This is a genomic window from Pedobacter nototheniae (assembly GCF_004335085.1).
GTDB lineage: Bacteria > Bacteroidota > Bacteroidia > Sphingobacteriales > Sphingobacteriaceae > Pedobacter > Pedobacter nototheniae.
In genome coordinates this window covers 222,501-235,542 of sequence record NZ_RQRS01000004.1, presented here as the reverse complement: position 1 = coordinate 235,542, position 13,042 = coordinate 222,501, and the positions used below count along the sequence as shown (strand labels likewise).

Sequence of the window (13,042 nt, the reverse complement as noted above, 5' to 3'; positions counted from 1 at the left end):
AACTAAACATGACACGCATCTTCTACATTCTTCTATTTGTATTTTCCATTTTATTTTTTTCAGTTCAACTTACTAAAGCTCAAAGCCTTCCTGGTATTATAAAAGGAATAGCAATAGATTCGGCTACGAAAAAGCCTATTGAGTTTATGACTATTGCTTTAAAAAAGGATAACATTGTTACCAAAACAATCGTTACAGAAGCAAACGGAAGCTTCACTTTTGAAAAGATTGCAATTGGAAAATATACCGTATTGGCAATTGCAGTGGGTTACAATCCAAAAAACACCAATATTGAAATTACAGCAGAAAAACCTGTTATTAATCTTCAAAATATCACCGTTGCATCACAAACGAATAACTTATCAGAGGTTTCTGTAAGCGCTTCAAAGCCTTTAATTAAACAAGAAGTTGATCGCATTTCTTACGATATTCAAGCAGACCCCGAAAGCAAAGTATTAACCGCTCTGGATATGATGCGTAAAGTACCTTTACTTTCTTTGGATGCTGATGATAATATTAAACTTAAGGGAAGTGGAAACTATAAAATTTTAATAAACGGCAAACCATCAAGTATGGTAGCCCGTAGTCCTAAGGATGTATTAAGAAGTATGCCAGCTTCTTCTATCCAAAAAATTGAAGTTATTACTACCCCGCCTGCTAAATATGATAGTGAAGGCCTTTCGGGTATTATCAACATTATCACCAATAAAAAGATTGATAACGGATACAATGGAAACATTAACCTTCGCCATCAGTTTCCAGTTGGTGGCCCTGGTATTGGTGGAATGATTACCGTTAAACAAGGCAAATTTGGTGTTACAGCTTATGGCGGTACGGGTTTTTATAATTCTCCGGAAACACAAACAATTAGTTCGCGAGTTACAACCGGCGACAATCCAACAAATTTAAATATTTTAGGTACAAGAGAATTTAAGAATAACTTTCGATATGGTGGTGCAGAATTAAGCTATGAAATTGATACTTTAAATTTAATTACGGCAGAGTTAAATCCATATAGCGGGTATAATAAATCAACCAATATTCAGAATTATAATTTGGCTGCTACTCCATTAAATACCACTTACAATTTGTTTAATAAAACGCGTTATGGTTGGGGTGGTTTCGATGCAACATTAAACTATCAACTTGGCTTTAAAAGCAATAAAGATCGGTTGTTAACCTTTTCATACAAATACAGTAATTCTAGCAATCCACAAGATAACGACTTAACTTTTAATAATAGAGTTAATTTTAATGATCCAAATTATATTCAGCATAACGATAGCAAATCTCGAGAGCAAACCATTCAATTAGACTATGTTCACCCAGTTAAAAAGCTAAATATTGAAGGCGGTTTAAAGGGGATTTTAAGAGATAACGACAGTAATTTCGAATACAAGAGTCAAAATAGTTCAGGAGATTATATTATTGATCCAACCCGAACCAATATATTCAATAACAATCAGGATATTATCGGGGCCTACAATTCTTATACTTTAAACCTAACCAACTGGGGTTTTAAAGCTGGTGTTCGTATTGAAACTACTTTTGTAAAAGCTGATTTTATCAGCAATGCTTCAAATGTAAACACCGATTATACAAATGTAATTCCTTCATTCTCAGTAAACAGAAAATTTAAAGATAATAGCAATTTAAATCTTGGCTTTACGCAAAGGATTGAAAGACCGTGGATTGATAACCTTAATCCATTTGTTGATCGCTCTACTCCTAATTTTGAAACTACAGGAAATCCCGATCTTAAAGCTGTATTAAGTAACAATTTTGAACTTTCATATAGCAAATTCAAAAAGGGATCAATAAACCTCGGCTTAAGCTACAATTACGCAAACAATACCGTACAGAGTGTTTATGTGTACAATGATGTTACTAAAATAACCCGTATGACTTATGAAAACATCGGGAAGGATAAAAAACTACAAACCAATTTAAACATCAACTATCCTATTACGCCAAAATGGAATTTAAGCCTTAGCGGTAATATGGGTTACATTTGGATTGAAGGCTTAATTAATGGTGTGCTAACCAAAAATAAAGGCATTACAGGTTACGGTTATTTAAATACAGGCTACAAATTTGAACACCAATGGCGTGTTAACGCAAGTTTTAGCTACAACAGTGCTGATGTAATGCTTCAGGGTAAATCTGGCGATTATAGCTACATGTCTTTTAGTGGCAGTAAAGAAATTATTAAAGATAAATTAACACTAACTGCAGGTATTAATAACCCTTTTATGAAGTTTAGATACTATAGAACCAATACCGATGGCGAAAACTTTAGCCAGGCGTATAGCAGTCAAAATTTTGCACGTTCATTTAATGCCAGCTTAAACTGGAAATTTGGTAAACTTAAGGGTTCAATCAAAAAGAATGAAAGAAGTATCAATAACGATGACACAAAAAGCGGCGGAAATAAATCCGGTGGTTAATATAGTATTCGTAAGCACAATAACTGCATTTAATTAAATTGAAAAATAATTACCTCAAACCATACAGATTCACATAGATAAAAAATAAATTATCAATAGCGAGCTACGAAGCAATCTTATAAAATCCATTTCCCTTTCTAACGCTTTAAGATTGCTTCGTAGTTCTAAATTATGTGTATTAACCTGATCTTTCCGCAGGATATTTAATTCTACACCAATTTCAGCCTCGAAAAAACACTTCCAGATTAAACATAAGATACCTTTATCTGTTATTTGAGCATGAAGAAAACTTTACTACTATTATGCACATTTTTAATTCAGCAATTTTGCTTTGCACAATACAACGATAGCACGCAAAACCACATCATGCTTTCATCAACAGGCTCCATTAACCGCACCAACACCGATAAAGCATATTTACTAAATAACGCATTAAATTATGGCTTAAAACGAAAAAGCATTGTTGTAAATTCTTCAACCGCATGGCTTTATGGTAAACAGAATGGCAATTTGAGCAATAACGATTTTTCTACCTCCCTAAACTTTAACTTATATAAAACTTTTCCCCACTTCTATTATTGGGGTTTGTTAAATTATAACACCAGTTACTCATTAAAACTAAAAAATCAACTATTAGGCGGTTTGGGAATTGCCTATAGCCTATTGGATAAAGAAAATGCTTACATTAATATTAGTGATGGTATATTGTTTGACCAAAGTAGTTTAGTTGCTGGCGAAAATTATAACACTTTCAGAAACTCCGTAAGACTTCAGTATCATTTCGCCATAAAAGAAATACTGACGATAGACGGAAGTCATTTTTTACAAAGCTCTTTTTCAAGACCAGGCGACCACATTATTCGTTCGGTAACAACGGTAGGACTAAAAATAAGGAAATGGATCAGTTTAACAACAGCATTAAACTATAACAAACTTAACATTACAAATAGCGAAAACCTAAATTTTACATATGGGCTTACGCTCGATAAGTATTTTTAATGAAACCATATGCCAATTAACTTGTTGTATTAGAAAAACAACAAAACCATGAAAAAATTAATTTACGTATGCGCAATAGGTTTAGCCACATTGGCTTTTCAGGCGTGCAACAACACAAAAGACGCTAAAGAAAGCGCAGACAGTTTAAATAAAGCAAAAGATACCACTACAAATGTTGCCGCTACTGGAGGCATTGCCGTAGATGAGGCTGATGCTAAATTTGCAACTACAGCCGCAACTGGCGGTATGGCAGAAGTTGCCCTTGGCAAACTTGCTCTACAAAAAAGCACTAATGCTAAAATTAAAGAATTTGCTACAATGATGGTAACCGACCACGGGAAAGCAAATGAAGAATTAATGACTTTGGCTGCCACAAAAAACATCACTTTGCCAACTGATATTGATGATGACCACAAGAAAAAAGCAGAAGAATTAAGCAAATTAACTGGAACCAGTTTCGACAAAAAATATGTTGAAGCTATGGTTGATGGTCATAAAAAGACATTAAAGTTAATGCAAGATGAAGGTAAAGACGGTAAAGACGCTGACCTAAAAGCTTTTGCAAATAAAACTGCTCCTATAGTGCAGGCGCATTTGGATATGATAAACAAAATTCACGAAAGCATTAAATAAATTAATATAGCTTTTAAGGAAATCCTGGGGGAAACCTCGGGATTTTCTAGCTTATAACGCAATCAATTTTCATCCCTAAAAAATAAATGATACAAATTATCTTAGTTAACGACAATAATATTGTTAGAAATGAAATTGAAATATTACTCAAATCTGTGCTTGATATTACCATTTTAGGACAAGCAAACAATGCGGAAGAGGCATTGAATTTGATTACAAAAAATAATCGTATTGATGTTGTGCTAACGACAATTGATGATGGTGAATTAAATGGCACAACATTAATTAAAGAGATTAAAGCTCTTAATCACCATGTTAAAATAATTTCCATTTCCAAGTTGGATAACCAACAACAAATTATAAAAACCTTTAATGATGGTGCAAGTGGCTATTTATTGCAAAACATATCAAAGGACGAGCTTTCTTTTGCAATAAAGCAGGTAAATAAGGGCGAAAAATATTTGAGTAATGAAATCGGATTTAAACTTTTGAATAATGTTGTTCAACAAACAAATTCCACATACGCAGGTACAAAACAATTAGTAGATTTTACCTCTCGCGAAATCGAAGTTTTAAATTTAGTTGCCGAAGGGTATACAAATAATGAAATAGCTGATAGGCTATTCCTTAGTAAACGTACAATTGAGGGTCATAGACAAGCTTTAATTGATAAAACAGGAATGAAAAACACAGCTGCATTAATTCGTTTTGCGCTGGTAAATAGATTAATCCAATAATAGAATAGATGAAAAAAAGGATCAAGATCCAAAAAATCTTCAGAAACAAACCTAAAATCCTTAAGAAATACCTGCACTGTTAGGCAGTTTTTCATTTCTGAAACAGCCATACTGCCTTTGACCTACTAATAACGCTACCAACACCAGGCGATTCATTTCCATAAGTAGCAAAGTGTTGTTTTTCAAACCGCAGTGGTTTACTTTATTATATCAATATTGTATCTTTCCAAAAAAAAGAAATGAAGAAAACCAAACTACTAATTCTAACCTTGTTTATTGCCAATTTCAGTTACGCACAAACCACATTAATGGATAGTTTAATTCAAAAAAACTACTCCACATTTAAAAAAACCAACAACAACACTTTCGAAGGTAAAGGATGGATTACCCTACAGGATGAAATCAACAAGAGCAATTCTGTATTATTGGGCGAGATACATTTCAGCAGTGAAGTCCCTTACTTCACAAACGCGGTTATCCAGAATATTAAATTTGACAACTATATTCTTGAAATAGATCCGTATACAATCAATACAATATCAACAAAAATTAAATCCTTATCCCCTGCTGAATTGGATAAATTCCGTAATGAATCAGGTTCAGCTTTATCTTTTTTACAAGGCGAAGCCGAGTTTGATTTATTCAAAAATATAGTTCAGCAGAACATCAAATTATATGGAGCTGATCAAATTAGTTTATTTTCAGATCGGTTACTGCTTTCGGAATTGAGTAAACAATCCAAAAATGCTAAAGCAAAAGAAATTTATGAGCAGATGATCGCTAATTCTGCTGCTTATGACACAAAAAAGAACACCACATTTTATTTGTTCTCTGATGATTTTCTAGCAAAAACGAACGCATTGAACGCCCTGAATTTATCAGCTAACGAGAAAGAGCAACTTGAAGCACTAAAATTAAGCAGAGAACTGTATTTAAATCGAATTCATCCTTTAAGAGTGCAATACATGAAACACCTTGTTTTTGAGAAGCTCCCTGAATGGAAAGACAAAAAGAATCTTTTCAAATTTGGTGCTAATCACATGCCTAAGGGAGAGAGTTTAATGGAAGTATTTGATATTGGCAATTTGGTTTCCAATGTTGAAGAGGCAAATTATCGGAAGTCATTACACATTATGCTCATGGGAAAGGAAGAAGGTGAAACATTGGCTGATTTAGATCAATATAAATCTTTTTTAACCGTGGTGAAAGATGACAATTGGTACGCCTATGATTTAAGGCCCTTGAAACAAGCAATCTCTAAAAAGAAGCTTAAAGTAGAGAATTTGGAGTTAGAAAGAATTATAAAAGGTTACGACTATTTGATTTTCATTCCAAACATAACTAAAACCCCAAAAAGAGGCAAACAAGACCATTAAATCTGCCTAAGAGCCGGTTGTTTTATAGCGCATCCGGCTTGCTTATGTGAGTCATAAAGCCCTCTTCAATAACTTTTGTTTTCTGCACCTACGAAAATGCCTTTAAACTCTCTATTAATTGTAATAAGAACGAATAATGATGCGTTCGCATCTTGAGTAAAAACAAAAAAGCCTTTAGAAATAAATCTAAAGGCTTTAATGGTCGGGGTGGCAGGATTCGAACCTACGACCTCCTGCTCCCAAAGCAGGCGCGATACCGGGCTACGCTACACCCCGAGGTGGTATCGATCTTTCAAAATAATTTGCAAGTACATCTGCAAATTTGTCGGGGTGGCAGGATTCGAACCTACGACCTCCTGCTCCCAAAGCAGGCGCGATACCGGGCTACGCTACACCCCGAACTGGTATCTTTTTTATCCCTTTTTCGAAGGGATTGCAAAGTAACGATTTTAAAATGACTAAAACCAATTTATTTTGCAATTTAATTTGCGGAGAGGGCGGGATTCGAACCCGCGGTACCGTTGCCAGTACGACAGTTTAGCAAACTGTTCCTTTCGGCCTCTCAGGCACCTCTCCGTTTCCTTCAAACTTGTCCTACCGACTTGCTTTAGGGTGTGCAAATATAGTAAAACAACCTATTTTTCAAAAAAAAATTATGATAAATGTTGATAATCTATTCGCACATGATAGATGCTCATCAGCATAGTCTTGAAAATCAATTTGATAGTTTCAATATCTTTTAATGTTAAATCGCAATTATCTAATTGATTTTGTTCCAATTTGTAGTTAATTATCCTTTCAACTAGGTCATTTATGTTCTGAGCATCGGGATTTTTGAGACTTCTTGAGGCTGCTTCGACAGAATCGGCGAGCATTAGCACTCCAGTTTCCTTACTAAAAGGTATGGGACCTGGGTAGCGAAAGATGTTTTCATCGACAAATTTTTCGGGAGAATTTTTCAAAAACGACTGATAAAAATAATCTACTCGAGTATTTCCATGGTGTGTTCTTATAAAATCAATGATAGTTTCTGGAATTTGGTTCTTTCTTAAAATCTCAATTCCTTTGTGTACATGTTGAATAATAATCTGCGCACTTTGTTCGTATGGGAGTTTATCGTGCGGACTAACGGCTGTATTTTGGTTTTCAATAAAATATTGCGGATTATCTACCTTACCAATATCATGATATAATGCCCCTGCCCTTACCAATACAGAATTACCACCAATTTTAAAGATAGCAGCTTCTGCAAGGTTTGCAACTTGTAATGAGTGCTGAAATGTACCTGGCGCCTTAAAAGCGAGCTCTCTAAGCAGCTTATTATTGGTATTGGTTAATTCTATCAGTGCAACATCTGATGTGATTCCAAATACTCTTTCAAACACATATATTAATGGATAGGCTAACAACGAGAGTAAAACGCTAAATACAAATGGTAGAAAGTTAGCCCACTCTATTTCTCTGAATGATCCTTCTCTTAAAAGGGCTATTCCAACGAAGGAAACGAAATAGGCTAATAATATATATAGTGCAGATACTAGGAATCTTTCTCGTTTTACGAAATTTTTAATACTAAATATAGCCACCATACCTGCTGTAACTTGATAAAAAACAAATTCGAAGCTATTGGCAACAAAAAATCCGGCAATTAAAATAACCAGCATGTGTAGATAAAGTGCCAATCGGGTATCAAAAAGAATCCTAATTATGATAGGTACTACGCAAAATGGGATATAATATAAGCTAACGATATTCATTTTAAGTGCCCAGGTAAGTGCCAATAACATCCCTGTGGTTACAATCAGAATTAACGAGAGCTGACGATTATCGGCAAAAATATCTTTACGAAAAAGAAAAAGGAACGACATTAAAATGGTTAAAACAAACCCTACAAGCACTACCTGACCAAGATAAACTAGCGATAAACTACCTATTGTTTTGGTTTGTGCATCATAAGTTGCTTTGTAGGAATCTAATTTCTGATAAATTTCATCATCTATTACATCATTTTTGGCTACAATAAGTTCGCCTTTCTGCACCATACCTTTTGTTGTAGATACATTACTTACTGTATTTTCTTGAATAACTTGCGTTAAGCGTTCATTAAAAATAATGTTTGGTGTAATATGATCTTCGGCCAAATTGCTAATCAAATCATTCATTACTTGATTGGTAGCCTTAAAATTATCTCTAAAGAATTTTAGAGCGGTTTCTGCAGTAAAAACATCTTGTGTATTTCGCTGTCTCGAAACATTATTTTCCAATAAAGAAAAATCATAATTTTTACCTGTACTTTGATGCTTTACATTTAAACCGATAATACCTTTGGCATAAATGGTTTGCAAAATTTTATAAGCCTCACCTTTGTAAAGCGCTTTATCTTTCTCTTCTAGCTGTTTAGAGCGCCATTTAATATCAAATTCATTTAAAAATCCTTCAAGCGAATTATTTGTAATGTCTTTATCGAATTGATAAACAGGCAAAACATCTTTTAAAGCGTTCTTTTTATCTGTACTAACCTGAGGATTTGTTTTTAGAATGGCAAAGCTGAAGGGCGAAATCAAATCTTTATTCATCCACACCTTCCCTTTTTCAAATTCATACCTGAAACGTGGTTGTTTGGGTAAAAAGAGTGTGATAATAAAAACCGTAAAAATCATCATCACATATTTTAAATTGGATGAATACTTACGATATAGGATCTTATGGGAATTTTTCTTGATTTTAGCCAAAACGGTACATTTAAGATAATGTCAAAAATAACATTTTTATCTAATATACATTTTACTCGTTTTGTTTGCAATTACCAATTTTTATAATTTACTTTATGATATCAAATTAATATCACTATGTATCAAGAAAAAATTATTAACCCACCATCTGGGTATTTAACATTTGCATTGTTTCTGGCATTATTGGGAGCGGCAGTTTTTTGTTTCGTTACAGAAAGCTTCATTTGGGGCGGTTGTATCCTTGCTTTCAACTTTTTTCTGGTTTTGCCGGGATTAATTATAAATAACCCGAACGAATCTAAAGTTTTAACCCTTTTCGGTAAATATGTAGGCACCGTAAAAACCGATGGCTTTTTTTGGGTTAATCCATTAACAACAAAAAGAAAGGTTTCTTTAAGAGCAAACAACTTAAACGGGCAACAACTTAAAGTAAACGATAAGCTCGGTAATCCAATTGAAATTGCTGCCGTTGTAGTATGGAAAGTGAATGAAACCGCCAAAGCTATTTTTTCTGTAGAAAATTATATGCAATACGTAAACATTCAAAGCGAAGCTGCAGTAAGGCACTTGGCAAATATTTTTCCTTACGATCATGCTGAAGGCGAAGAAACTAGCATAACGCTTAAAGATGGTGCTGAAAAAGTAAGCGAACTTTTAGAAAACGAATTAAATGAACGCTTATCCAGAGCTGGAATAGAAGTTTTAGAGGCTAGAATTTCACACTTAGCATATGCTCCAGAAATTGCAAGTGCAATGCTGCAACGCCAACAAGCTACTGCTGTTATTGCCGCTCGTAAATTAATTGTTGAAGGTGCTGTTGGAATGGTAGAAATGGCCCTTGAAAAATTATCACAAAAGGGAATTGTTGAATTGGATGAAGAACGTAAAGCAGCTATGGTTAGTAATTTACTGGTTGTACTTTGTGGCGATAAACATGTTCAACCTGTGGTAAACACCGGCACATTATATAATTAAGGTAATGGAGTTTGAGGAAAAACAAAGCTTAAACATTTGGTGGCTATACCTGGTAACTGCCGCAACTTTGATTCCAACGTTAGGTATTCTCTTTTTTTATAAAAATGGACCAAGTTATCAGGAATTAAAAAACATGTATTTCCTTCCAATTGGAGGTGCTTTATTTCCTTTTCTCATTATCTTTATTATCCAAAAGAATGTTCTCACGCTAAATATTAACCAAGAGAAGATTTCTTTCAAGTATTTTCCTTTTCATATAAAACCTAGCATTTTTAGTTGGATGCAGATTGAAAAAGCTTACATCAGAAAATATGATGCTTTTGCTGAATATGGTGGTTATGGAACTAAAAATCGACTTTGGTTTAAGTTTAAGGATAAAGCTTACCTTCTTAATGATAATAATAAAGGTTTACAATTGGAATTTAAAAATGGAAGAAAGCTGTTATTCAGCTCCAATAAAGTTGATGAACTGGAATTATTCCTCATCAATTTAAAAATAAGATATAATATACAAGCAATAAATTAAGGATGGCTGAGAAAGATAAAAAAGCTTTTGTATTAAGGATAAGTCCTGCTTTGTTAAAAGAAGTAGAAATTTGGGCCGCCGATGAATTTCGAAGCACTAACGGACAAATTGAATTTTTGTTGACACAGGCACTTAAATCTCGTAAAAAAGTAAAGTCTAAGGAAGACTAGCTTAAATAACTGACAAGAAAACACAGGTAAATAAAGTCACCTGTGTTTTTTACGTTTAAATGCATCTCCTTCAGCCACTGTTATTCGAATGCTAAAATTCACTTTTAAGCGTTAATGCAATATTAAAAAATGCATAACTTAGCGGTCTAACCAAAAATTCATAAAAAATAAAATAATACATGAAAGAAGTTGTAATTGTATCGGCTGTGAGAACGCCAATTGGTAGCTTTGGAGGTTCATTATCTTCATTTTCTGCCACTCAACTAGGTGGCTTTGCTATTAAAGCCGCAGTAGAAAAAGCCGGATTAAAGCCTGAACAAATTCAAGAAGTTTATATGGGCAACGTGCTTTCGGCTAATCTAGGTCAGGCGCCTGCTACACAAGCAGCTAAGTTTGCTGGATTGCCAGATTTACCTGCCACAACTATTAATAAAGTATGTGCTTCGGGCACTAAGGCTATTATGTTAGCTGCTCAAAGCATTGTAAACGGCGATCAGGATATTGTTGTTGCAGGTGGAATGGAAAGCATGAGTAATGTTCCTTATTATTTGGATAAAGCCAGAAATGGATATCGATTAGGACACGGACAAATAACAGATGGGTTGGTAAAAGATGGGTTGTGGGATGTTTACAATGATTATCATATGGGTTCTGCTGCCGAATTATGTGCATCAGAATGTAATATCAGTCGCGAGGAACAAGATAATTTTGCAATAGAATCCTATAAAAGAGCTCAAGCCGCACAAAATGCTGGTAAATTTTCTGAAGAAATTATAGCAGTAGAAATTAAAGATCGTAAAGGAGAAATCACATTATTAAACACTGATGATGAACCAACTGCGGTAAAATTTGATAAAATACCAACATTAAAACCTGTATTTAAAAAGGATGGAACTGTTACAGCAGCAAATGCTTCAACATTAAATGATGGAGCAGCAGCATTAGTTTTAATGAGTGCAGATAAAGCAAAAGAACTAGGCATTAAACCTTTAGCCAAAGTTTTAGGCTATGCTGATGCTCAACAGGCACCAGAGTGGTTTACTACAGCCCCATCAAAAGCTATTCCTTTGGCTTTACATAGAGCTAATGTGAATATTAAAGATGTAGATTTCTTCGAAATTAACGAAGCTTTCTCCGTAGTTTCAATCGCAAATAATCAAAAATTAGATTTACAAGAAAACCAGGTTAATGTTAACGGAGGTGCAGTAGCGTTAGGTCATCCACTCGGTGCATCAGGCGCAAGGATTGTGGTTACATTATTATCGGTTTTAAATCAAAATAATGGTAAAATCGGTGTTGCCGGAATTTGCAATGGCGGTGGCGGTGCTAGTGCTTTGGTAATCGAAAAATTATAAAATTACAATAAGATAAATTTATATTACCTATTTAATTTAACTCTACGGGCCGTTAAAAAACGGCCCTCTTTTATCAATAGATTTATTAAAATGAAAGTTTACAGGTTCTATTTATTACTTCCTACATTGCTAATGGCATTTTGCGTGAAAGCACAGAATTTACCAAATCAGCTTAATGTTTTTCAGGATAGTTTGATAAAAATTTCTAATGCGGTAATTAATACAGAGCATGATGAGCAAAAAGCAACCTTAAACAGCCTATTTGTAAAAAAATTGGTTGAGGCATTAAAAACACCAAATTCTTTTAATTACCCATTTGATTCGCTTAAAAATGTATCGGTAATTAAATCACCAGATCAGGCCTTCCGCATCCTTTCCTGGTACGTACAGCAACAAAATGGCACTTATAGATTTTATGGAACCATCCAAATGAATACGGGCAATGGGGAATTAAAACTATACCCACTAATCGATCAAACTGATAATATTGCGGATGCAAATCAAATTAACGATAATCAAAAATGGTATGGAGCAAGGTATTATGAAATTATACCTGTAAATTCTTCAGGCCGTTTGCCTTATTATATTCTTTTAGGTTGGAAGGGTAACTCTACCACAACCACCAAAAAAGTAATTGAAGTTTTATCCCTTGATAAAAACAATTTAACTTTCGGCGCTCCCGTTTTCGATGGAAAAGAGTTGAAAGGTAAAAACAGGATCATTTTTGAATACAGTAAACAAAATGCCATGCTTTTAAAAACAGATAAGAAAGCAGGAATGATTGTATTTGATCACCTTGAACCTTTCGATCCTGAGATGAAAGGTAGATATGATTTTTATGGTAGCGATGGAAACATTGATGCCTTTAAAGTTATTGGCGGAAGGTTAAGATTTCAGGAAAATGTGATCTTAAAAAATGATCCTAATTCTAGTGATGAACTTTATGCCGACCCAACAAAAAATGTTAAACCAATCAGAAAGTTCTGATTTAAGGACAATATAACTCATTCATTACTTTAGCAATAAGCGAAAAATTTGTGAGTTTGCCATCCGCTGCCTATATTGCGCCTTGCAAAACTACCTTAAACAACA

11 protein-coding genes and 3 tRNA genes are annotated in these 13,042 nt (G+C 34.1%); 10 read left to right on the top strand and 4 right to left on the bottom strand.

Features of this window, described 5'->3' with window-relative positions:
• Positions 1 to 8: 8 nt before the first annotated feature.
• From EHC72_RS05805 to EHC72_RS05785, 5 genes are all read left to right on the top strand, one after another.
• Positions 9 to 2,447 carry an outer membrane beta-barrel family protein gene (locus EHC72_RS05805; RefSeq protein ID WP_131536724.1) on the top strand — a complete coding sequence of 813 codons (2,439 nt, stop codon included), beginning with the start codon at positions 9 to 11 and terminating at the stop codon, positions 2,445 to 2,447.
• 279 nt (positions 2,448 to 2,726) lie between these two features.
• A complete protein-coding gene (locus EHC72_RS05800) occupies positions 2,727 to 3,446 on the top strand; it encodes a DUF481 domain-containing protein (RefSeq protein WP_131536723.1) in 720 nt (239 codons plus the stop codon).
• A gap of 48 nt (positions 3,447 to 3,494) precedes the next feature.
• Positions 3,495 to 4,079, top strand: a complete 585-nt coding sequence (locus tag EHC72_RS05795) for a DUF4142 domain-containing protein (protein ID WP_131536722.1) — start codon at positions 3,495 to 3,497, stop codon at positions 4,077 to 4,079.
• A gap of 86 nt (positions 4,080 to 4,165) precedes the next feature.
• On the top strand, positions 4,166 to 4,816 hold the full coding sequence (locus EHC72_RS05790) for a response regulator transcription factor (protein WP_131536721.1): 651 nt from the start codon (positions 4,166 to 4,168) through the stop codon (positions 4,814 to 4,816).
• Between the two features lie 308 nt (positions 4,817 to 5,124).
• Positions 5,125 to 6,192: a hypothetical protein gene (locus EHC72_RS05785; RefSeq protein WP_211660281.1), complete on the top strand. Its 1,068-nt coding sequence runs from the start codon at positions 5,125 to 5,127 to the stop codon at positions 6,190 to 6,192.
• 199 nt (positions 6,193 to 6,391) lie between these two features.
• Here EHC72_RS05785 and EHC72_RS05780 read toward each other — a convergent pair.
• The 4 genes from EHC72_RS05780 to EHC72_RS05765 all read right to left on the bottom strand — a co-directional run bounded on the left by EHC72_RS05780 (position 6,392) and on the right by EHC72_RS05765 (position 8,852).
• A tRNA-Pro gene (locus EHC72_RS05780) sits at positions 6,392 to 6,468 on the bottom strand.
• A 49-nt stretch (positions 6,469 to 6,517) separates the two neighbouring features.
• Positions 6,518 to 6,591 (bottom strand) — tRNA-Pro (locus EHC72_RS05775).
• A 90-nt stretch (positions 6,592 to 6,681) separates the two neighbouring features.
• Positions 6,682 to 6,768 (bottom strand) — tRNA-Ser (locus EHC72_RS05770).
• A gap of 77 nt (positions 6,769 to 6,845) precedes the next feature.
• Positions 6,846 to 8,852 carry an HD family phosphohydrolase gene (locus EHC72_RS05765; RefSeq protein ID WP_131536753.1) on the bottom strand — a complete coding sequence of 669 codons (2,007 nt, stop codon included), beginning with the start codon at positions 8,850 to 8,852 and terminating at the stop codon, positions 6,846 to 6,848.
• Between the two features lie 189 nt (positions 8,853 to 9,041).
• Between EHC72_RS05765 and EHC72_RS05760 the strand changes: the two genes are divergently transcribed.
• The 5 genes from EHC72_RS05760 to EHC72_RS05740 all read left to right on the top strand — a co-directional run bounded on the left by EHC72_RS05760 (position 9,042) and on the right by EHC72_RS05740 (position 12,937).
• The gene (locus EHC72_RS05760) at positions 9,042 to 9,899 is read left to right on the top strand and encodes an SPFH domain-containing protein (RefSeq protein ID WP_131536719.1); all 858 of its coding nucleotides are present in this window, start codon (positions 9,042 to 9,044) and stop codon (positions 9,897 to 9,899) included.
• Positions 9,900 to 9,903: 4 nt separating this feature from the next.
• On the top strand, positions 9,904 to 10,425 hold the full coding sequence (locus EHC72_RS05755; RefSeq protein ID WP_131536718.1) for a hypothetical protein: 522 nt from the start codon (positions 9,904 to 9,906) through the stop codon (positions 10,423 to 10,425).
• 2 nt (positions 10,426 to 10,427) lie between these two features.
• Positions 10,428 to 10,595, top strand: coding sequence for a ribbon-helix-helix domain-containing protein (locus EHC72_RS05750; protein WP_131536717.1), 168 nt, complete (start codon positions 10,428 to 10,430; stop codon positions 10,593 to 10,595).
• 179 nt (positions 10,596 to 10,774) lie between these two features.
• Positions 10,775 to 11,950: an acetyl-CoA C-acyltransferase gene (locus tag EHC72_RS05745; RefSeq protein ID WP_131536716.1), complete on the top strand. Its 1,176-nt coding sequence runs from the start codon at positions 10,775 to 10,777 to the stop codon at positions 11,948 to 11,950.
• A gap of 90 nt (positions 11,951 to 12,040) precedes the next feature.
• The gene (locus EHC72_RS05740; RefSeq protein ID WP_131536715.1) at positions 12,041 to 12,937 is read left to right on the top strand and encodes a hypothetical protein; all 897 of its coding nucleotides are present in this window, start codon (positions 12,041 to 12,043) and stop codon (positions 12,935 to 12,937) included.
• The last annotated feature ends 105 nt before the right edge of the window (positions 12,938 to 13,042 follow it).